We start from the raw sequence: 21,068 nt of genomic DNA, 5'->3' as shown, positions 1-21,068 counted from the left end.
CTGATATCGAATTCCACGCATATGAACAACAAAACGACGCGCAACAAGCCCGCAAAACCATCATCTGCCTATTTTTTAATCACCCGACCATAGGTGATTGCCACTGCAATCACCGCCGCCTAAACAAACGCAACAAAATGGAGGGCGCGCGGCATGACCACAGCTGCCATCATAGTCGCCGCAGGCCGCGGCCTGCGCGCAGGGGGCGACGTCCCAAAACAGTGGCGCGGCCTTGCAGGCCGTCGCGTGGCAGACTGGACAATCGATCGGTTCCGCGGACAGGTCGCCCATATCGTTCTGGTCTTATCCGACGAAGACACTCTGGTCTGGGAGGAGTTTCGTGATACCGATCTGATCCTCGCCTCGGGCGGCACAGATCGCACGGGTTCTGTACGCAACGGTTTGAAGGCCCTGGCGCACCTCGACGTGAAGCGCGTCCTGATTCATGACGTTGCCAGACCCTGCGTTTCGTCACGCACCATTCAGGACGTCTTGAACGCATTGGATGCACATCAGGCCGCCGCCCCCGGACTGGCGGTGACTGACGCCTTGTGGATAGGACAAGACGGGGCCGTGACTGGCACACAAGACCGCAGCAACCTGTTTGCGGCGCAAACACCGCAAGGCTTTCACTATGACACCATCACCGCCGCCCATGCGGCGCATCCGGGCGGTGCTGCTGATGATGTTGAGGTTGCACGCGCTGCGGGGGTAGATGTCTGCATCGTACCGGGCGATGCGGACAACCTGAAGATCACCCGCCCCGAGGATTTTGCCCGGGCGGAACGTATCATGGGAATGGATATGGATGTAAGACTTGGCAACGGCTATGACGTGCACCGGTTTGGCGACGGGGATCATGTGGTCCTTTGCGGTGTGAAGGTTCCCCATGATCGCGGGTTGCAGGGGCATTCAGATGCGGATGTCGGGATGCATGCTGTAACCGACGCGATTTATGGCGCATTGGCGCAAGGGGATATCGGACAGCATTTTCCACCCTCGGATCCGCAATGGAAAGGGGCCGCCAGCGAGATCTTTCTGCGTCACGCGGTCGAACTGGCCGGACAGATGGGGTATCGCATCTCGAACGTGGATTGTACGCTGGTCTGTGAATACCCGAAGATTGGCCCTCACGCCGCTTATATGCGCGAAGAAATGTCCAAAATCATGGGCTTGCGTGCCGATCAGGTCTCGGTCAAGGCCACCACGTCCGAGCGTCTGGGCTTCACCGGTCGCAGTGAAGGCATCGCATCGCTTGCGACGGCCTGCCTGGTGAAATCATGAACGCGGCGCAGTTGATTGGCACCGTTGGCGGCGTCGGATATATACGCCCTGCCCCCGGCACCTGGGGTTCGCTGGCCGCGCTGCCGATGGCTTGGGTCCTGCACACGCTGGGCGGATTCCCATTACTGGCAATCGCAACGCTCGTGGTGTTCGCAGGCGGCCTGTGGGCCACGCGCGTGATGACCGACGGCCAGGACGATCACGACCCGTCGGAAATCGTCATCGATGAGGTCGCGGGCCAGTTCATTGCCCTCTGGGCGATCTCATATCCGTCCTGGGCGCATGGGATCGACATTACCGCCCTCTGGCCCGGCTGGGTTGCCGGGTTCGCTCTGTTCCGCCTGTTCGACATCACCAAACCCGGCCCCGTCGGTTGGGCAGACCGTCGCGGCGATCCTATGGGAGTGATGCTGGACGACGTGATTGCGGGTATTTTCGCAGCCGTTGGCGTGATAGTTCTGGCTGGCATCACGCACGGGGTTCTGGGCCTATGAACGTGCCCGACCTGCTGAACCGCGCCAAAGCGCAGGGCGTTATGATCGCAACAGCGGAAAGCTGCACCGGCGGTATGGTCGCTGCGGCCCTGACGGATATACCCGGCAGCTCGGCCGTCGTGGATCGGGGTTTTGTCACCTATACCAACGGGGCCAAGCAGGACATGCTGGGTGTGCTGGCGGAAACCCTGCAGGTTTTCGGCGCAGTGTCCGAAGAGGTTGCGCGCGAAATGGCCGAAGGCGCATTGCGCAACTCACAAGCTCAGCTTGCCGTCGCGATTACCGGCATTGCCGGGCCGGGCGGGTCTGAATTCAAACCCGAAGGGCGCGTATGTTTCGGACTGGCCAGAGAAGGCCGGGAAACCCGAACAGAAACGATTGAGTTTGGCGCGCAAGGGCGGGATGCGGTGCGCCGCGCCGCGCGGGATCATGCGCTGGCGTTTCTTCTGACTGGGCTTTCATAACGCGCACCTTTTTTAGGCATTATCTGCCCATAGCCGCCAAAACTGTCATCACTTGAACAAAAGGCGACAAAATAGGCGACCAATTCGGGTATTGCCTCTTTTTTCCTCACCTGCCCTCCGCTTCAAGGCTCTGCACATACACTCACTCGATCCCGGGCGTTGTCAGATGACCTGCCCGGGAAACCATGCAGGGAAAAGGAGAGCGGCCCATGAATGGAGCCGATACAGCCTGGATCATTGTTGCTACAGCACTGGTCCTTTTCATGACATTACCGGGTCTGGCCTTATTTTATGGCGGGCTTGTACGTGCCCGAAACGTGCTCAGCGTTTTTATGCATTGCTTTGCCATTGCCTGTTTGATGAGCATTCTTTGGCTGGTCGCCGGGTACTCCATCGCCTTTGGACCCGGTGAAAGTGGGCTTTGGGGTGGTTTGGGCAAGGCTTTCCTCAACGGTGTTGATGTGAACAGCCTTGCTGGCACTCTACCGGAAATCCTGTTCTTTGCCTTTCAGATGACCTTTGCCATCATCACCCCGGCCCTGATCGTGGGCGCATATGTTGAACGGGTGGGCTTTGGCTTTGTGCTGACCTTCTCGGCGTTGTGGATGCTGCTGTGCTATGCGCCGGTGGTTCACTGGATCTGGGGCGGTGGAATGCTGGCCGATGGAGGTATTTTGGGTGACATTGGCGTGCGTGATTTCGCGGGCGGTATCGTGGTGCACGAAACCGCTGGTCTGGCAGCCCTGATCATCGCCGTCATCCTTGGCCCGCGCCGAAACCGCACGACCCCGCCGCATAATCCCGGTTATGTCATGGTCGGCGCCGCGATGCTGTGGGTCGGCTGGTTCGGCTTCAATGGCGGTTCGCAACTGGCCGCGGACGGCGGCGCTGCGATGGCGATGACCGTTACCCACCTGTCCGCCGCAACCGCGTCACTGACATGGGCGCTTTGGGAACGCATCCGCTTTGGCAAAGCCTCGATGGTAGGTCTTGTTACCGGGACAATTGCAGGTCTGGCCTCGATCACGCCCGCTTCGGGTTTCGTGGGTCCGGTTCAGGCCCTCATCATCGGTGCTGTCGCGGGCATTCTGTGTCAGGAAGCCGTCAGTCTGGTGCGCAACAAGCTGAATATCGACGATACACTGGACGTGTTCGCGGTACATGGCGTCGGGGGCATTTTCGGCACCATCATGATCGCCCTGTTCGGCCTTGGAACCTGGACCGCACAACTGGGCGGGCTGGTTATCGTGGGTGTCTTTACGGCAGCTGTCACGTTTGTACTGGTCAAACTGGTTGCACAGATCACACCACTTCGCGTAAACGCCGAGACCGAGACAAATGGCCTCGACCTCTCGGTACATGGTGAGCGGGCCTATGACATGAGCAGCTAAGCCCACCTTGGCTGCCTATCGCCCGCAAGGGCAAAAGCGGACCTGTGATGGGTCCGCTTTTCTTGTTTTGGCGTCTTGTCCACCTACGTCACACCCAAAGCACCCTCAACCTTCAGGGCAAATGATCAGCCTGACGCAGGATGCGCATTGGTTCCCTTCGGAATTACGATCCGGCATTCCAGACCGCCAAGCGAGTTGGATGCACCCAGATCAAGCCGACTGTCATAGGCCTTTAACAAATCAACCGCGATGGCCAGCCCAAGGCCGCTGCCCGAAACAGAGGTATCCAGCCTCCCCCCCGATCGCAACGCCTCGCGGTAAGCGTCCTGAGGAATTCCCGGACCATCGTCGTCAATCACAATTTCGATCCCGTTCGAGGTTCTCATGGCCGTCACGCGGACCTTATGTTTGCACCATTTGACCGCGTTATCCAGCAGGTTGCCCAAAACTTCTTCGATATCCTGCGCGTCCATACGCACCCAAAGACCCGGGTCGCGTTCGATTTCCAATGACTTTCCTTCGCGCTCGGCCATGGTGGTGAACAGACGCGCCAGTCGATCAATCGAATGAGACAGATCAGCACGAGAATGGGTCAAATCTGCAGTGTTCAGCGCCCGCATTCTGGCCAAAGACCGGCCCAGTTGCGCGTCAATGCGGTCGAGAGCTTCCACAGCGGTTTCCGTAGAACCTCCCGCTTCGGACAACAGCACCAATTCATTGCGCATGATTGCAGTAGGCGTTTTCAGGGCATGGGCCAAATCTGCCGCCTGACGACGTGATCCCGATACGATTTCCCGGTTTCGACGCAAGAGCTGGTTCAGATCCTCGACCAGAGGAGACACCTCTTCTGGATAATCGCCTGGCCTAAGGTCTTCGTCCCGATCCCAACGATGCGCCACATCTGACCGAAGCTTTCTGAGTGGCGTCAGGATGATTGACGTCAGAAGTAGCGACCCAACGACACCGATCAGACCAACCAGCGCAAAAACCGGAAGCAGGCTTTGTTGTGCAGCGCGGCGTTCCGCGACAAGCTGGGCCTGACTTTCGGCAACGCTGACCCCCCAGACCGTTCCATCCTCATAGGTAATTTTCTGAAAGGCTCCTCGTAAAGCTTCGCTTTCCGGACCAGGCGTGTTCCAAAGCGTCGTTACATCAGGGTTCCCCGGCGGTTCGGCAATGACTTCATCAAACAAGGAAGCCGACGTAAAGATCTCACCTTCGCTGTTGCTGACTTGCCAGTATCTGCCGGAATACGGTGTGCCATAGGCTGGATCGAACATCAGATTCCGCAGCGCATCCGGGTCATGGGTCGTAACGCTCAACCCAACGACCAGTTGCGTGTGACGATCAAGTAGTGCGGTATCAAACCTGTCTGAAACGCGGGCATTGATGAACGAGAACACGGCCAGCGTACCAACACCCACTGAAAGGGCACCCGACGCGATCCCCCCCAGTAGAGCCCGTTGACGCAGGGATAACATCAGGCAGAGTCGATCATGTATCCGCGGCCCCGAATCGTTGTGATCAGATCAGGGCCAAGTTTTTTGCGCAGACGGGTTATGAAGACGGCAATGGTGTTCGAGTCCCTGTCTCCATCGTATTCGTAGATATGTTCCGACAACTCGGTCCTTGAGATCATACGCCCAACATTATGGGCCAGATATGTAAGAACAGCCAACTCCTGCGCGGTCAGGTCGATGGGCACGCCATCCGCCGTTACACGCCCGTTGCGGGTATCCAGCACAACATTTCCCATTTCGACGACGGGATTCAACTGACCGCTCTGCCGCCGCAGTATGGCACGGACCCGCGCTGCCAGTTCGGGCATATGGAATGGCTTGGTCATGTAGTCGTCCGCGCCTGCGTCCAATCCGTCGACCCTTTCGCTCCAGCCATCGCGGGCCGTGAGGATCAGCACCGGGGTCTTGATGCCCGCGCTGCGCCATTCCCGCAGAACTGAAATGCCATCGCGTTCCGGCAATCCAATATCGAGGATGATCATGTCATAGGGTTCTGTTGCACCCAGATGCAAAGCTTCCAGGCCGCTGTTCACAATGTCCACGACCCGACCTTCAGCGTTCAACAGTTTCTTGATCTGCTCGCAAAGGTGCGGTTCGTCTTCTGCCAGTAAAACTCTCATACTTGGGAATTATAGGCGTGCGAATGGCAGTTTAACCATTACTTTTTACCACCCCCGTTGCCGCCGCCGTTTCCGCCACCGTTACCACCCGAGTTGCCACCACCGTTACCACCGGAGTTGCCGCCACCGTTACCTCCGGAATTGCCGCCACCATTGCCGCGACCGCCACCGCTGTTCCCACGGTTGCCGCTTTGACCACCATTTGCGTTGGCAGAAGACTTGCCTTGAGATTTAGCATTGGCCGAGTTTCCGGGCGCAGATTTGGCCGCGTCTGAGATTTGTTTGCCGATCTTGGACCTGTTGGAAACGACAACGCCGGTTTTTGCGTTAACAATAACACTGACAATCTTCCCGTTCGGTTTTTTAACCAGCACGCGGTAGTAAACTTTGTCGGCCTGAAAAGCTCGCGCATCAATGGGCGTACCGCCAAAGACCTGTTCGACCCCTTTGATGACTTTCTGCAACCGGATTGCGTTGCCCGAGGTTGTTGCTTTGCGCAGTTCTGCCTGCTTCAGCTCACGAACGGCTGCATTGCCTTCTCCGGGCTGGAGAACGGCAACAAGAAACAAGATGGTTAAGAGCTTTCTCATCTTCAGCACTCTTTACTGCGCAACCACCTTAACAATCTATCGATTTCAACATGAACTGGCGATGAACGAACAGTTCGGCGTGGGTTCAATGATGATGGGTTTAGATAGCACCTGTCAGATATTGATTCCGGCAAGCGTTTTCTGTGTGTGCAAAGCGCGAAACACACTGCCGGCCCAAATGAAACCCGCGTTCGACCTACGAGGACCGCTATGAAAACCAATTTGACCGGCGTGCTGAAGGCCTCCGCTCTCGCAATCGCAATGTTGGGCTCCACCGCAATTGTGGCGGCAGTTGCCCTTCCTGATGTGGCCTATGCCAAAGACGGTAATGGCAACGGTGGGGGCAATGGTGGCGGTAAAGGAAACGGCGGCGGTAAAGGAAACAGCGACGGCGCCGGAAATGGCAAAGGCGGCGGTAATGGGGCGGCTAAAAGTGGTGGTTCAAAATCCGCCGGTAAGTCGGGGCGCACTACCTCTGGCGCAAAGGGTTCGAAGTCAAAATCTTCGAAGGGAAAATCGTTCTCTTTGAAAGAATTGTTTACCGGTAAGAAGTCCAAGAAAACTCAGACCAAGACCGCACCGTCAGCGCACGCGACAAAATCCAAGGTTCAAGTCGAGGAAACGGACCTGACCGATTCCCACAAGAAAGGGAACAAACTGGCTGCCGCGCTGGGCGTCCACCCTTCGGAACTGGGCGCACTGAACGCAGCCAACGCAAGTGAGAAGGCCCTTCAGAACGCTGCTCCGAATTCGCGCGTCGGTCGCATTGCAACCTATCGCGACACGGTTTTGGCTGGCGACAGCATCCGAGCTGAGCTTGCCGAAAAACAAGACCTTCTGGATGATATGACCCCGCCGGAGCGCTCCAGCGCTGAAATCAATGACGACCTTGAGGATGCGCTGGCCGATGTTCAGGAAAAGCAGGACATCGTCGATGATCTCGAACAGCAACTGGCAGATGCGGGAGGCACCAATCCTGATATCGAGGACGCACTTCAGGACGCAAACGATGATCTGCAAGCTTCCAAAGATGCCGCTGACAGCCTGAATGCCGAAAAACAGGCTGCCTTGGAGTACGAGGAAGCCGTGCAAGACGTCGAAGACCTGGCAGACGCCGTTGAGCAGCAGTCACTCGATGAGCGCGCAGCATTGGAAGACGCTGCGAACAAACCCGTCACCGACGAGGTCGAGGCTGCTGTAAAGGCAATGCTCGGATTGGATAGCTAATAGCTTTTGCCTTCATTCTCATGAAGTGGGCAGAAGACCGGGCCAGCTAAGTGATTACCAGCCGTTTGGCTGGCCCGACTTTCTCATTAAGATCCTGACCGCCAGGTTGTATTGCGCTTATGCCCGACGCAAGTTGGCAAAGGTTACTGAGAAAAAATTTAGCCCGCTCCAATTCGGAGCGGGCTTTATCTTTCCCTGATCAAGTTGATCCGGAAATCCATCGGACGTCTGATTTTCAGAAGTCCCGGTTCGCCTCTTCTAGTCGCTTGTTATTTACGATTTCTGTCAGTGCATATTCGATAGGAGGGAAGCGACTGCTGCTCGAATTTGTATTACCTGAAACTTCGCCGTTCATGACGGGATTATGGGGTTGCATTGTCGCACATGCATACGGCGCAACCTCAATAGCAGTCTTGATCATGCTGTTCCCCTTCCATTCAACCGGACGTGGTTTGCCCGGCCTGTGCGATCAGTATGCCCCGAGCCAGTTGAACACTCAGAGAATACATTGTTCACATTATGTTAATGTTGTCGCGAAATCATGAACAACGACTAAGTAGCTAACAAAACAGGATATTTTTTCGTCAACAGATACAATCAAACTGGAAGAGCATAAAAATCTGACGCGCTCTCCCCACTCCGTAGGGTTGTTTCCTCCCCACGAAAGCGGCAGTTGGTCATGGCGAACGAGTCAGATTCCCTACATTGCTATAGAGAGCAAAATTGCGGCCGAAATTTAGAAACTTACAAGACAGCCGACGAAATTGCGACTAAGTTCAGCAGTTGTTCGACCGTCATGGAACAACAATGGGTAGGACCATGACGACAGATGGATCCTTAAAAGATCAAGAAAAGGTCTTCAGACCGTCCTGATAGCAATCCATTCGGTTCGCTAACCCGCGATCTGAGCAAAACCCCTGTCAGCATCAACGCTTCGGTTCAATAGATGCAAAAGCTCGACCTGGCTCGTCGCCCCTGTTTTGGAAAATATGGAACTTAGGTGCGAGCGAACTGTTGTCGGGCCAATGGACAGAGTCTCCGAAATCGTCTTCACTGTCATTCCCTCTTTCATCATCGCACATACCCGAAACTCGCATCTGCTGAGGTCGGCCGGATTATGTGGATCAAGGATCGGAACAAAGCGATTGTTGCTGTTGAACTTGGACCGGTGACTCCGAAGAACCTCGGAGTTGGCAGCAACTGTTCCAGGCAAGCGTTTGCTCCAGCCAGACGATAATGTTGGAGCCAGCGCACTTATCAGATCAAGTTCGAAGGTCTGCGGGTGAATACTGTAGTGAAGCTCAATGTAATCAACCTGCGCCCCGGTTACGTCCAGCGGAATCAGGATAACCTCCACCAGCCCCTCAGGCCTTTGGGGCCGACAATGGGAGATTGGTGATGCGTCGGATAACACCAAGTCTGATAGTTTCCAGACTGAACCCGGCCTTGCCGTTGATATACATTCTCCAATAACCAACTCTGCCTGCGTTTGCGGCTGTGAAGGCCAGATTTTCCCCTGCTGGACACAACAGCGCGCAATATGCTTTGCCTTCCAATCCTTTTTCTGCATTCTGACAATTAGAACCGCATCAGCATTTGCCAGGCGCATTAAACAATTTACGGATCGAGACACGGAGCCATTACCGCATAGGGCCTGAGTCCACTCCACTACAAAGTCCAGACTCTCCCTCGCCTGAGCGCTCTTTAAAAAACTCACACTCATAACAATTAACCATTCAACTAAACAGACCGACCAAACAAACAGGTTCGGGTTACTACAACAAATTTGTGTTCCTTTCGAAGTCACAGCAACCGGAATTATCGGCTTGTCTGCGCGGGAAGTTTTCAAACAAAGGCTTTTAAGAAACTTTATATATTTGTTTTCAATATGCTTTTCTGAGTCTTGTCATCACTGAACCGCACGATGCCAATCCGCAAACGTCAGACCGGTCAGTAAAAATCAACCACCATCCCGCTCACAATTGCGACCCGGCTCAATTCATTGTTTCCGAAAAAGGGCGATTCGCCGAACGTTAATACGTTGTTAACGCAGGGTTAAATGTATTCGCCCAAAAGTTTGATTTCTTTCAATTGACTCAACCATTAGGTGTATTTCAATTACCTTTGAAGGAAGGCACGCATTTCCCCCGTTCCTATTCTGATTCCCGAGCTAATGCATTTTCGCCTGGCTTGCGCTCAAGAATACGGAGCGCTGAAAACGTCTAACCTATTTGGGGGAAAAAAAATGACTAAATTCATGAAGAAGTTTGTTAAAAACGAAAGCGGTGCAGCAATCGTCGAGTATGGCCTGGCTCTTTTGGTCGTGGCGTCGATTGCAGTTGGCGCATTCTCGTATCTGGGCACTACCACCAACACAAACGTGACTGGTGCATGCGCTGCTCTGGGTAGCGCGACCTGCTGACTCAAACACACTTACCAAAATACAGAGCTCTGTGCCGCCGCGCCACTGTTGCGGCGCAGAGTTCACCGCCAGGAATTTCGCGAAAGCAAGACGACCGAAGTTCCATATTTCAGAACGTAATTATTGGAGAGAGTGATGCGTATCAGGCCAATCATTTCTACACTGTTTGGAATTGCGATAGCGTCCGGTTCCGTTTACCTGGCGAAGGATCACATTCAGTTTAAGACAAGCACTGCCGGTGTCTCGCCAGATGCCGATCTGGTTGAGATCTACGTGGCCCGATCAGAAATCGCGTTTGGTCAAACGATCGAAGCGCACGACGTCACAATTCACCCCTGGCCGCGCGAGGCGCTCCCGGCCGGAGTTTTCACGGATATTGATGTACTTGTTCCAAACAATCGCCGTCAGCTGCGGCGCGCCAAGGGCCGGTTCTATCCCGGCGAAGTAATGCTTCTTTCCAAGGTTTCGAACTTTGGTGAAAAAGTCACCCTTGTTCAGAAGTTGGGTGAAAACACACGCGCCATGGCGATCGAGGTCGATGCTGTAACGGCCGTGGGCGGTTTTGTTACCCCGGGCGATCACGTTGATATCGTCTTGACCCAAGGTGCCAAGCAGGACCTGCGCGCGGTCACAATCTTGCAGAACATTCGCGTCATTGGTGTGGACCAGCAGTCGGAGGAATTAAGCGATCAGCCGGAGGTCGCCCGCACGATTACGGTGGAAGTGACCCCGCAACAAGGTCAACGTCTGGCCCTGGCTCAAAAGGCCGGAACCCTGAGCCTGACACTGCGCACCCTGGACAGCGTCGAGGATGAACCCATGGAGATGGTTCGCCTGCGCGATCTGCTGCAGGAGGAAGGACCGGTAGAAAAGGTTGATATTCAACCCACTGTAAAGCTGCGCCGGGGAACCGAGACTGAGGTTGTGACCATCCAGCGGCAACAGGAAGAAGCGGAACAGGCAACAGAAACTGCGCCCGCCGCCGAATTGCAACCTGATACCCAAAAAGATGCGCAGCTTGCGCCGGCGTCCGCGACGCCGCGCGTCAAACCCCGCATTCGCCCAATCAAAGTCAGTCAGACACCCGGTCAATAAGTTCAGCCATGCCAACTCGCGCTATCATATCCGCATTCGCCCAAGAGGAGAACGGCACCGTCGCGATCCTGTGGGGCACTGCTTTGGTCGCATTCCTTGGGTTCTTTGCAATCACACTGGACGTTGGCCGGTTGAATTCGACACATGCAGAGCTTCAGTCATTCGCCGACAACGTAGCTTTGGCCGCAGCAGGAGAGTTGGACGGCCAACCGGACGCGATTACACGAGCCACAAATGCAGCAGCAAATCTTGTCAGCGATAGCCAGACATTCGCGAACGGGGCGACCACGCTTTCAGGATCTTCGGATTATTCTCTCCTGTTTCACTCGGCGCTTCCGGCATCGGATCTGACCCCGCTTGGCGCAGATATTACAACCGATCCACGAAAGGCCAGGTTCGCGCAGATCGTGTTGACACCTAAATCCCTGACGATGAGCCTGGCTTCGGCGCTGGACAAGATGCTTGGCGGGGCTGGGTTTTCTGCTGCCAGCGTTTCAGCCGAGGCAGTGGCCGGATACTCGAAAGCGGCGTGCGATATTTCACCCCTGATGTTCTGCCTGCCCCCGAATTGGGAATCCACTTTGACTGTGGGCGACCAGATTCTGTTGCGCAGCGGCGGCAACGGAACGGCTTGGGGTCCGGGTAATTTCGGCTTTATTGATCTGGCGAATTTCCAAGACAGCTCGGGTGTATGTGCCGACGAAGGGGGCAATAAGCTGGCCTGTCTGATCGCGGCGCAAAGCCAGATCACCCAGTGTGTTCTGACCAATGGTCTGAATACCGAACCAGGCCAGAAGAACGGCATTACCAATGCTGCGTTCAACGTCCGCTTTGACATCTACCGCTCGGTTCTCAACGGTGAGAAGAACAATATCGATTTCGCGCCCGCACCAAATGTGATCAAGGGGATTGAAAGCAACGGCGGCGGCGCTTGCATTCAGGGTAATGAACAGACGACCCCTGATACAACCGGTCTAGGGCGCGATCTGTGCATGACGGCAGGCACCTGCGGCGGAAACAACCGCTTCGGCGACGGCACCTGGGATCGAACCGGGTACCTTAATCGAAACCACGATCTGGCAGATGGGATTGCCGACGGCATCGGCAGCGACACACATCTGCCACCACTGTCCGGGTCGGATACCGTTTTTTCCGGGACGCGGTATGGAATGTATCTGAGGGAAATAGCCTACGGGAACACGAACCCCTACGCGGCACCGAACGCAAATTCCATTCTTGACCCTTCACTTGCCGAAACCGGCCGTCCAATGTGTTCCAGCCAGATGTCCAACGACCCGGCACGGCGCGTTGTAACAGCTGCCGGTATTGATTGCGCGCTGAACCCAGTATCTGGTTCGACAACTGGGGTTCCGGTCACCAAATTTGTTGCCGTGTTCCTGACTGAACCGGTCGGTGATGACGGTGGCTCACCCCCCAGTTTCGACATCCACGGAGAGGTCGTCGGTTTCCCCGATGTGACCGGCGTTGGCAGCGGCGGCAACGGGTTTGGCGGCATCTTTCGCGACGTCGTACAGTTGTATCGGTAGGGGCTGAGGGTTCATGTGTATTCGCCCCAAATCCCCTTTCAAGCGCTTCGCCAAAAGCGACGATGGAGCGATCCTAGTCGAGTTCGGCCTCGTCATGCCGATTATGCTGCTGCTGTTGGCGGTGACATTGGAATCCGCACGCCTTATGTGGTCGTATCAGTCGGTCATTGCCGGTGTCCGGGATGCCAGCCGCTATATGTCGCGCGTCACGCCCTCGGATATCTGTTCGTCTGGCGGAACAGTCGCGGGGCTCAGCACAACTCTGAAAGGGATCGTAGAGCGTGACATTCATGGCAACAGCCTGTTTCCACCCAGTATAACCGTCAACTCAGTAACGCCCAGCTTGTCCTGCGTGTCGGGCACGTATCGCATAAACCCGGCACCCGTCGGTCAGGTAAGCGCCAATATCACCGTTCAGTTCCCGCTGGGGGGCATTCTGAAGCTTTTCGGCAGCGGCGCGTCATCGATAACCACCGACGTCGCTGACACATCGCGGATATTTGGCCAATGACACGGTTGCGAAATAACCGCGCCATCTTGCGCCAGGTCGCGGACCAGATGCTGCGCGACCAAAATGGTGGGGTTCTTGTTGAGTTTGCCTTGGTTGTGTCCCTGTTTTCCTTCCTGTTCCTGGCATTGCTGGACTTTGGCCGGCTATCATACAGCGGAGTGAACGCGCAAAAAGCCGCACAGTTGGCGGCGCGCATCGCTGTGGTGCGCCCTGCGGCCTGTCCGGGTGTGCCACAAACCCACACGCGGGGAACATCCGCGTTGTCCCCTCGCTTTGGCACCCCATGCAGTGCGTCGGCTGGCGTATGTGCCGACCCCGTAACGCCAGCTTGTGTGGGTGACGCCACAAACACCACAGCATCTGAAATCTGGGGGCGCATCAACCCGTTGCTGCCCCCCGGCACGACGATTGACGCCTTGCAGTTTTCCTATGATTTCAATTCCAATCTGGGCTTCCTGGGTGGCCCTTACACACCCATGGTCACGGTTGAGCTGAACCTGAATGATTTTCAGTTCGTTTCGCCGCTGGCCGCGCTTGCAAATGCCGCGGGCGCGACCAGCAGCACAATTCCTTCAACAGCCGGGTTTTCCAATTTCAGCGTTTCGCTGCCTGCCGAAGACCTGGCATCAGGAGAGTCAGGTTAATGGTTAAGAACGTTTCTAGTCTCAATTCACATTCCGTCATGCTTGTATCTGAAAGCGAAACCGTCGCTCAGGTGGTCGCCAATGCCTTTCCCGCCGGTCAAAACAACGAAATCTCCGAGAATGCGGGTTCGTTCAAAGCGTTGAACGGTACGGCGCGCAATCTGGCATTCAAGCATGACCTGGTTATTTTCGAAATCGACCCCTGCGACGCGGGCGAGGTTCTGGCTGTCAAAGACCTGCTGACCCATCGACAAGACGACACCTTGTTTGTTGCGCTGACGCAGAATGACGTTTCGATCTCGGTCGCCCGCGAGTTGCGGAAAATCGGCATCGACGAGGTTCTGCCCCTGTCCATTGATGAGGATGGGCTGAAAGCTGCGGTAGCAGAAAAAATCTCCTCCCGATCACTTCCGCAGGGATTCATTCAAAATGGTCCCTCTGCCCTTGGCACCGTCATTCCGGTTGCAAAATCCCGCGGTGGGATCGGAGCGTCAACGGTCGCGGTAAACCTTGCCTGCTCGCTGGTGGGCGGGAAAGGATCCTTCCTGAGGAAAAAGGCGAAAAACCGCGTCGCGCTTCTGGATTTTGATCTGCAATTCGGAAACGCGAACGTGTTTCTCGATCTTGAAGATAACGGGGGATGCCTCCAACTCATCGAAAATCAGGAAGAGCCGGATGATCATTTCCTGACGTCGATCCTTCAGAACCACGCGCTCGGTATTGATGTGTTGTGCGCGCCCGCGCCGTTGGTTCCGCTTCAGTCCATACGACCGGGCCTGATCGAAGGGATGCTCGACCTGCTTCAGCGCCGGTACGATTATGTTGTCATCGACCTGCCCTGTGCCGTTGTGGAATGGGTCGAACCCATCTTCAAACGCGCGAACCAACTGGCGCTGGTAACTGACACCACGGTTCCATGCGTTCGCCAGACCCGGCGCCTGATCGATTTCTATCGCGAGGCGAACGTGGCCCTGCCGGTCGAGGTTGTCGTGAACCGCGAGCGGAAGACGTTGATCAAACCTGCACATGTTCGCGAGGCCGAAAAAGTGCTGGAAACGAAACTGAAGCACTGGCTGCCGGACAATCCCAAGATTGCGCGAAACGCAGTCGATCTGGGACGACCGATTGTGGACATGAAGCCGCATTCGGATCTTGGCAAGGCCCTGACGAAACTGGCTGCGTCCATGTCCGAAGGCACCCGGCCAGCCACACAAAAAACTGCATAATGGGAGATCGCCGTGTTTAACGAGTACAAATCACGCCGGGCCGCGTCCAAGTCGAATGTGTTGGTTCTGGAACGGCCGATCGAGGTGTCAAAGTCCAAAGCAACACCAGAGCCGGTGGACGTTGACCTGCAAGCGCATCTGGAGCTTAAAAGCCGTCTGCACAGCGAGCTTCTCGACCGTCTGAACCTGTCGGTGATCGACAAGGTCGAACGGTCCGAACTGAAACGTCAGATCGCCGCGCTGGTCACAGGGCTGATCGAGGCCGAACGCCTTCATTTACGGTCCGAGGCATTTACGGCCCTTGTTGATGAGCTCATTCACGAAGTGATGGGTCTGGGCCCGCTGGAACCCCTTTTGGAAGACCCGACCATCAACGACATTCTCGTCAACTCTTATGATCAGGTCTATGTGGAACGATTTGGCCTGCTGGAGCAATCCTCCGTGCGCTTTCGCGACGAACGCCATCTGCTTCGGATCATTGACAAGATCGTCAGCCGGGTCGGCCGCCGTATTGATGAATCCCAGCCATGGGTCGATGCGCGTCTGGAAGACGGAAGCCGGGTCAACGCGATTATCCGCCCGTGTTCAGTTGATGGGCCGGCGCTGTCGATCCGCAAATTCTCGCGCAATCCTCTGACCATCGACAAGTTGGTCCAGCGGGACAGCATGAACGAACAGGCAGCCAAGCTTCTGGCCGCGCTGGTCGAAGCCAGGCTGAACATTCTGATTTCTGGCGGCACCGGTTCGGGCAAGACAACAATGCTGAACGCCGTTTCATCCTATATCGACGGCAAGCAGCGTATCGTGACAATCGAAGATGCGGCCGAACTTCAGTTGCAGCAAAGCCATGTCGTCCGCTTGGAAACCCGTCCCCCCAACTCGGAAGGTCAAGGGGTGATTACGCAGCGGGATCTGGTGCGCAACGCGCTCAGGATGCGGCCTGACCGCATTATTGTCGGCGAGGTCCGTGGTGCCGAATGCTTTGACATGCTTCAGGCCATGAATACGGGGCATGACGGCTCCATGACGACCGTACATGCGAATTCGGCCCGCGATGCGCTCAGCCGGGTCGAACAGATGGTGACGATGCTGGGGGCGGACCTGCCCGTCAGAACCATCCGGTCTCAAATCGCCTCGGCCATTCAGATCGTCCTGCAACTCAGCCGTCTGAGCGACGGGACACGCAGGGTCGTCAGTATTTCCGAAATCACGGGCATGGAAGACGATACGATCACGATGCAGGACATCTTTGTCTTCAAGCGCCGTGGCAAGTCTGAAAACGGCGACGTTCTGGGAGAGTTCCTGCCAACCGGAATACGGCCAAAATGCTTCGACCAGCTGGTGGCGGCGGGTGTCGATGTGGACACCAACATGTTTATTCATGGGGTGACGACATCATGATTGACCTTCAGCCCAACATACTGAACATCCTGATCTATATTTCGATTTTTCTGGGTATTCTGCTTGCCTACGAAGGCGTTCACCAGCTTCTGGCGCGCAAGGAAACGCATGGCGAAGCCAGAAACCGCCGCATGAAACTGATCCAGAACGGGGCTTCGACGGATCAGGTGTTGCAGCTGCTTCGCGATCCCGCAATGCTGGCTGCTGGTGAAAAAGCCGGGCTGATTACGCGGTTTCGCCGTCTGCTTGTGCAAGCCGGTTTGGCGGTCAACCCGGTTTGGGTGGTTCTCGCCGTCTCCCTTCTGGTTTTGATGATCTTTTTCGGGGCCTCCCGGTTCCTTGCACCGGAACTGGCAGTCATTCTGAGCGCTGTGTTCGGCCTCATCGGCCCGGTTATCGTGCTGGTCGCCATGAAAGACGCCCGCGCGAAGAAACTGACGAAACAATTGCCTGACGCGTTAGACCTGATGGCTCGAGGGCTGAAGGTGGGGCATCCCGTTGCAGTGACGGTTGGAAACGTTGCCTCTGATCTGCCGGATCCGATCGGGTCAGAGTTTGGCATCATCAAAGACCAGATCAACTATGGTGATGACGTCGCGACCGCCTTTCACGACTTTGCGCAACGGGTCGGAACAGAGGATGCAAAATACCTTGCCGTAAGTATCGGCATTCAGCATGGAACCGGCGGCAACCTGTCCCGCGTTCTAAGCATTCTGTCCCAGACCATCCGCGACCGGCACACGATGCAAAAAAAGATCAAGGCAATCTCTGCCGAAGGTCGCCTGAGCAGCCTTATCCTCACGATTTTGCCGGTCATCATTTATCTTTCGATCGAGATCTCCACGCCAACATTTTACGGCGACGTACGCAGCGATCCGCTGTTTCCGTATTTCGCCCAGGTGATCATTGGCCTGACAATTGCCCAGGGTTTCATCCTGAAGCGGCTGGTTAAATTCAGATTCTAAGGGGAATTGGGATATGGATATTCTTCAGGACATTCTAAACGATCCGCGCATCACACCGCAGTTGATCCTGTTGGTCGGTATTGCCCTTAGTGTTTTCTTTGTCGTCATGGGCCTTTCCGGATTTACGGCAAGTGAAAACACGGCAGCACGCCGTATGCGCGTTGGGTCGGTTTCACAAGGGCATGGGCAGGATTTTGACCTTATCCAGGGTGACAACAGCGACCCGCACGGGCTGCTGAAGGCCTTCGTCCCGTCGTCAAAACGCGAACGCTCCAGGATCGGGAAGCTGTTGAAACAGGCCGGAATTCGGCAAAAGCACGCCATTCGCACCTATTATACCTTTCGGGTCGTCCTGGGATTTGTGTTGCCTGCCGCGTTCGTCGCAACCATGGCTTTGCCGATCGAAACGCAAGTTCAGTTAGGGATCGCCGACCTTTTGCAGGGTGTTACCTGGATAAACACAATGCAGATCGTGACGGCACTGATGGTCCTGGGCTTTTATGGCCCGGCACTGTGGTTGCGGCGCCGCATAAAGAAACGCCGCCAGGCCATCGAACACAGCCTGCCTAACGCGCTTGACCTGCTGCAAGTCGCTATCGAGGCCGGGCTGGGCTTTGACGCGGCGATGATCCGGGTCTCGCATGAAATGGCCAAGGCAGCTCCGGAAATCTCGCAGGAGTTTTCGGTTCTTCAACTGGAGTTGCAGGCAGGCAAAGAACGTCAGGCCGCCTTTCTGGACATGGCGAACCGGGTCGGTATCGACGAGATGAACTCGTTCGCGAACGCCTTTTTGCAATCCAACCAGTACGGAACCAGCATATCCGCATCGTTACGCCGCTTCGCCACTGACATGCGGCTTGACCGAGAACTTCGCGCCCAGGAAAAGGCAAACCGTCTGCCTGTGCAGATGTCTGCCGTGATGGCCATGTGCATGATGCCTGTCCTATTGCTGATTTGTCTGGCACCAATGCTGATCCGGTGGGTCAACATGTTCGGGCAAGGGTAACGCAGCGACAATGGTGTTCGCATAGCTGACTACCCGGAAACAGCGGACCTTAGGGGGGTCCGCTTTTCTTTTGTTCCAACAGCTCTCGACTCCGGGCCAAGGGTCGGGCTATCAGCCCGAAACATCATTTCATCGCCGAGGTCCCGCCATGATCCCCAGTTCTTTTCCCGATAGCACTGAAATCGCTCGCCTGACGGCCCGGATGCTGCTGGAGATCAAGGCCGTCCACTTCAACGCGCGCGAGCCGTTCACGCTGGCGAGTGGCCTTCCCAGCCCGACCTATATCGATTGCCGCAAGCTGATCTCCTACCCGCGCATTCGTTCCACGCTGATGGATTTTCTGACTGTTACGGTAATGCGGGACGCGGGTTTCGAAGCCTTTGACAACATTGCGGGCGGCGAAACTGCGGGCATCCCCTTTGCCGCGATGGTGGCCGAACGTATGGCATTGCCGATGACCTACGTGCGCAAAAAACCCAAAGGTTACGGGCGCAACGCCCGCATTGAAGGCGCAATGAGCGAAGGTGAACGCGTGTTGCTGGTCGAGGACCTGACTACCGATGGCGGTTCGAAACTGTCCTTCGTCGATGCAATTCGCGAAACTGGTGCCACCTGCGGGCATACGGCTGTGATCTTCTACTACGGTATCTTCCCCGAAACCGAGAAGACGCTGGGCGACCATGGTGTAAAGCTGCATCACCTTTGCACGTGGTGGGATGTTCTGGCCGAGGCCAAGGCGCAAAAAGCCTTTGATCAGGAAACACTTGACGGGGTCGAGGCGTTTCTGAACGACCCGCGAGGCTGGCAGGATGCGCGAAAATCGTGATTTTCAGCCTGTGGATGGCTTAGGGATAGTTGATTTTCGAATCGCATCAAAGCGCGCCTATCTAGTCAAGATATCCAGCCAACTCACCAAATGTTGCGGTAACGCTGCGCCCGTGTAAAACTAGGGCCAAGTTATCCCCATTGGGGTGGGCAGTTATCCCAAGGCGGGGGGCAGTTATACCAACTTACCCCCATTCATTTGCAGATAGCTTGAACCGGGGTGTGGCGTGTAGAACCTCGGAACGGGCAGCGGGGACATGATGAACGAGATCAGCAGTATCGAGCAGGCAGCGGCGCATATTCAGAACGCCGAAACCATGCCGCATTCCATTGAGGCTGAACAGCAGCTTCTGGGTGCAATTCTGACGAATAACGACCTTTACGACCGGGTCGCTTCTATCATTGGGTCCGAGCATTTCTATGACCCGGTTCATGCCCGCATCTATGAGGTCGCCGCTGCACGCATTGCAAAGAACGCGCTGGCCTCGCCTGTGACGTTGAAATCCTTCATGGCCGAGGATGAGGGCCTGAAGGAATTGGGCGGGCCCGCTTATCTGGTCAAACTGGCCGGCGCGTCGATCAGTGCCTTTGCGGTACATGACTACGCCCAGATGATATATGACCTCGCCATCCGGCGCGAGTTGATCCGCTTGGGCCGCGACATCTCCGACAAGGCCGCGCGGGTCGATGTAGCCAGCGAACCGAAAGAACAAATCGTCGAGGCCGAACAACAGCTTTATCAGCTTTCCGAGCAGGGCCAGACCGAACAGGGGTTCCAGTCCTTCCTCAAGGCGGTCACAGAAGCCGTCAATGTCACCAACGAAGCCTACCAGCGCGGTGGCGGCATGGCTGGGATCTCGACCGGTCTGGTCGATCTCGACAAACAACTGGGTGGTCTTCACCCCTCGGACCTGATCATTCTCGCAGGTCGTCCGTCGATGGGGAAAACCTCGCTGGCGACCAACGTGGCCTTCAACGTGGCCAAAGCATACAAACGCGGTCTGAAACCGGATGGTTCCGAAGGCGCAATTGACGGCGGGGTCGTCGGCTTTTTCTCACTTGAGATGAGCGCTGAACAGCTGGCCGGGCGCGTTTTGGCCGAGGCGTCCGAAATCTCTAGCCACAAGATCCGTCAGGGCGACATGACCGAGGCCGAATTCCGCCGTTTCGTGGATGCGGCCAAAGAACTTGAAGCCTGCCCGCTTTTTATCGACGACACGCCCGCCCTTCCGATTTCTCAGCTTGCCGCACGCGCGCGACGGTTGAAACGCACACATGGGCTGGACCTGCTGGTGATCGACTATCTGCAACTGTGCCGCGGCATGTCCGACAACCGGGTTAACGAGATTGCCGAGATTTCAATGGGCATGAAAGCAATCGCCAAAGAACTGAACATTCCGGTGATTGCCCTGTCGCAGCTTTCCCGCCAGGTCGAAAACCGCGACGACAAACGTCCGCAACTGTCTGACCTGCGTGAATCAGGCTCGATCGAACAGGACGCCGATGTCGTGATGTTCGTGTTCCGCGAAGAGTATTACAAAGAACGTGAAAAACCCGGCGATCACGAGCTTGAGAAGATGGAAGAATGGAAGCAGGCCATGGAACGCCTGCACGGCAAGGCCGAGATTATCGTTGGCAAACAGCGCCACGGTCCTATCGGCACGGTCGAGCTGTCATTCGAGGCGCAATTCACCCGGTTTGGCAATCTGGTCAAGCCGTGGCAGCAGGGTGGCGAGATTGAAGGTTATTGATCGCGAAAGGACAACCTTACTTGGGTTTTCCCGACTTTCCTTTGATTGTTGGCAAAGCAAAAAGGTTCTGTGAACCTGTCGCGCG

The 21,068-nt window shown here is 55.9% G+C and carries 21 protein-coding genes; 16 read left to right on the top strand and 5 right to left on the bottom strand.

Going from position 1 to position 21,068, the window contains the following annotated elements:
• Positions 1 to 153 precede the first annotated feature (153 nt).
• From ACR0CE_RS02230 to ACR0CE_RS02215, 4 genes are all read left to right on the top strand, one after another.
• Positions 154 to 1,284: a bifunctional 2-C-methyl-D-erythritol 4-phosphate cytidylyltransferase/2-C-methyl-D-erythritol 2,4-cyclodiphosphate synthase gene (locus ACR0CE_RS02230; RefSeq protein WP_480830730.1), complete on the top strand. Its 1,131-nt coding sequence runs from the start codon at positions 154 to 156 to the stop codon at positions 1,282 to 1,284.
• Complete coding sequence (locus tag ACR0CE_RS02225; RefSeq protein WP_480473078.1) at positions 1,281 to 1,778, top strand: phosphatidylglycerophosphatase A family protein; 498 nt, start codon at positions 1,281 to 1,283, stop codon at positions 1,776 to 1,778. The genes ACR0CE_RS02230 and ACR0CE_RS02225 overlap by 4 nt, the downstream gene beginning before the upstream one ends.
• The gene (locus ACR0CE_RS02220) at positions 1,775 to 2,242 is read left to right on the top strand and encodes a CinA family protein (protein ID WP_480830729.1); all 468 of its coding nucleotides are present in this window, start codon (positions 1,775 to 1,777) and stop codon (positions 2,240 to 2,242) included. The genes ACR0CE_RS02225 and ACR0CE_RS02220 overlap by 4 nt, the downstream gene beginning before the upstream one ends.
• A 209-nt stretch (positions 2,243 to 2,451) precedes the next feature.
• Positions 2,452 to 3,633: an ammonium transporter gene (locus ACR0CE_RS02215; protein ID WP_480830728.1), complete on the top strand. Its 1,182-nt coding sequence runs from the start codon at positions 2,452 to 2,454 to the stop codon at positions 3,631 to 3,633.
• Positions 3,634 to 3,758: 125 nt separating this feature from the next.
• On the opposite strand, the gene ACR0CE_RS02210 is transcribed toward ACR0CE_RS02215, so the two are convergent.
• Genes ACR0CE_RS02210 through ACR0CE_RS02200 form a run of 3 tightly spaced genes read right to left on the bottom strand, consistent with a single transcriptional unit; the run spans position 3,759 to position 6,363 of the window.
• Positions 3,759 to 5,114 (bottom strand): ATP-binding protein, encoded by a 1,356-nt coding sequence (locus ACR0CE_RS02210; protein WP_480830726.1) that lies wholly within the window; start codon positions 5,112 to 5,114, stop codon positions 3,759 to 3,761.
• On the bottom strand, positions 5,114 to 5,773 hold the full coding sequence (locus ACR0CE_RS02205) for a response regulator transcription factor (RefSeq protein ID WP_209503754.1): 660 nt from the start codon (positions 5,771 to 5,773) through the stop codon (positions 5,114 to 5,116). The genes ACR0CE_RS02210 and ACR0CE_RS02205 overlap by 1 nt, the downstream gene beginning before the upstream one ends.
• A 38-nt stretch (positions 5,774 to 5,811) precedes the next feature.
• A complete protein-coding gene (locus ACR0CE_RS02200; RefSeq protein WP_480830724.1) occupies positions 5,812 to 6,363 on the bottom strand; it encodes a PepSY domain-containing protein in 552 nt (183 codons plus the stop codon).
• A 210-nt stretch (positions 6,364 to 6,573) separates the two neighbouring features.
• On the opposite strand from ACR0CE_RS02200, the gene ACR0CE_RS02195 reads away from it, so the two are divergent.
• Positions 6,574 to 7,590 (top strand): hypothetical protein, encoded by a 1,017-nt coding sequence (locus ACR0CE_RS02195; RefSeq protein WP_480480667.1) that lies wholly within the window; start codon positions 6,574 to 6,576, stop codon positions 7,588 to 7,590.
• 235 nt (positions 7,591 to 7,825) lie between these two features.
• Here ACR0CE_RS02195 and ACR0CE_RS02190 read toward each other — a convergent pair whose 3' ends face one another.
• Both ACR0CE_RS02190 and ACR0CE_RS02185 read right to left on the bottom strand, forming a co-directional pair.
• Positions 7,826 to 8,011, bottom strand: a complete 186-nt coding sequence (locus ACR0CE_RS02190; protein ID WP_480830722.1) for a hypothetical protein — start codon at positions 8,009 to 8,011, stop codon at positions 7,826 to 7,828.
• A 471-nt stretch (positions 8,012 to 8,482) separates the two neighbouring features.
• On the bottom strand, positions 8,483 to 9,160 hold the full coding sequence (locus ACR0CE_RS02185) for a helix-turn-helix transcriptional regulator (protein ID WP_480492696.1): 678 nt from the start codon (positions 9,158 to 9,160) through the stop codon (positions 8,483 to 8,485).
• Positions 9,161 to 9,835: 675 nt separating this feature from the next.
• On the opposite strand from ACR0CE_RS02185, the gene ACR0CE_RS02180 reads away from it, so the two are divergent.
• From ACR0CE_RS02180 to ACR0CE_RS02130, 11 genes are all read left to right on the top strand, one after another.
• Positions 9,836 to 10,012 carry a Flp family type IVb pilin gene (locus ACR0CE_RS02180; RefSeq protein WP_209503749.1) on the top strand — a complete coding sequence of 59 codons (177 nt, stop codon included), beginning with the start codon at positions 9,836 to 9,838 and terminating at the stop codon, positions 10,010 to 10,012.
• 135 nt (positions 10,013 to 10,147) lie between these two features.
• On the top strand, positions 10,148 to 11,107 hold the full coding sequence (gene cpaB / locus ACR0CE_RS02175) for a Flp pilus assembly protein CpaB (protein ID WP_480480662.1): 960 nt from the start codon (positions 10,148 to 10,150) through the stop codon (positions 11,105 to 11,107).
• A gap of 8 nt (positions 11,108 to 11,115) precedes the next feature.
• Complete coding sequence (locus ACR0CE_RS02170; protein ID WP_480830720.1) at positions 11,116 to 12,654, top strand: pilus assembly protein TadG-related protein; 1,539 nt, start codon at positions 11,116 to 11,118, stop codon at positions 12,652 to 12,654.
• A 13-nt stretch (positions 12,655 to 12,667) separates the two neighbouring features.
• The gene (locus ACR0CE_RS02165) at positions 12,668 to 13,165 is read left to right on the top strand and encodes a TadE/TadG family type IV pilus assembly protein (RefSeq protein ID WP_480830718.1); all 498 of its coding nucleotides are present in this window, start codon (positions 12,668 to 12,670) and stop codon (positions 13,163 to 13,165) included.
• Complete coding sequence (locus tag ACR0CE_RS02160) at positions 13,162 to 13,809, top strand: TadE/TadG family type IV pilus assembly protein (RefSeq protein ID WP_480480656.1); 648 nt, start codon at positions 13,162 to 13,164, stop codon at positions 13,807 to 13,809. Before ACR0CE_RS02165 ends, ACR0CE_RS02160 begins: the two co-directional genes overlap by 4 nt.
• Before the next feature lie 38 nt (positions 13,810 to 13,847).
• Entirely contained in the window at positions 13,848 to 15,035 is a 1,188-nt protein-coding gene (locus ACR0CE_RS02155; RefSeq protein ID WP_480830716.1) for a CpaE/TadZ family protein, read from the top strand.
• A gap of 12 nt (positions 15,036 to 15,047) precedes the next feature.
• Positions 15,048 to 16,436, top strand: a complete 1,389-nt coding sequence (locus tag ACR0CE_RS02150; protein ID WP_480504939.1) for a TadA family conjugal transfer-associated ATPase — start codon at positions 15,048 to 15,050, stop codon at positions 16,434 to 16,436.
• Positions 16,433 to 17,401 carry a type II secretion system F family protein gene (locus ACR0CE_RS02145; RefSeq protein ID WP_480772788.1) on the top strand — a complete coding sequence of 323 codons (969 nt, stop codon included), beginning with the start codon at positions 16,433 to 16,435 and terminating at the stop codon, positions 17,399 to 17,401. Before ACR0CE_RS02150 ends, ACR0CE_RS02145 begins: the two co-directional genes overlap by 4 nt.
• Positions 17,402 to 17,414: 13 nt before the next feature.
• Positions 17,415 to 18,407, top strand: a complete 993-nt coding sequence (locus tag ACR0CE_RS02140) for a type II secretion system F family protein (RefSeq protein ID WP_480772789.1) — start codon at positions 17,415 to 17,417, stop codon at positions 18,405 to 18,407.
• Between the two features lie 148 nt (positions 18,408 to 18,555).
• Complete coding sequence (locus tag ACR0CE_RS02135; RefSeq protein WP_267366868.1) at positions 18,556 to 19,233, top strand: orotate phosphoribosyltransferase; 678 nt, start codon at positions 18,556 to 18,558, stop codon at positions 19,231 to 19,233.
• Between the two features lie 259 nt (positions 19,234 to 19,492).
• Entirely contained in the window at positions 19,493 to 20,983 is a 1,491-nt protein-coding gene (locus tag ACR0CE_RS02130; RefSeq protein WP_267366870.1) for a replicative DNA helicase, read from the top strand.
• The last annotated feature ends 85 nt before the right edge of the window (positions 20,984 to 21,068 follow it).

It is taken from the genome of Ruegeria sp. L11 (genome assembly GCF_056531755.1).
The sequence above is the reverse complement of the archived record's forward strand: the minus strand, read 5'-3'. Positions and strand labels throughout refer to the sequence as shown.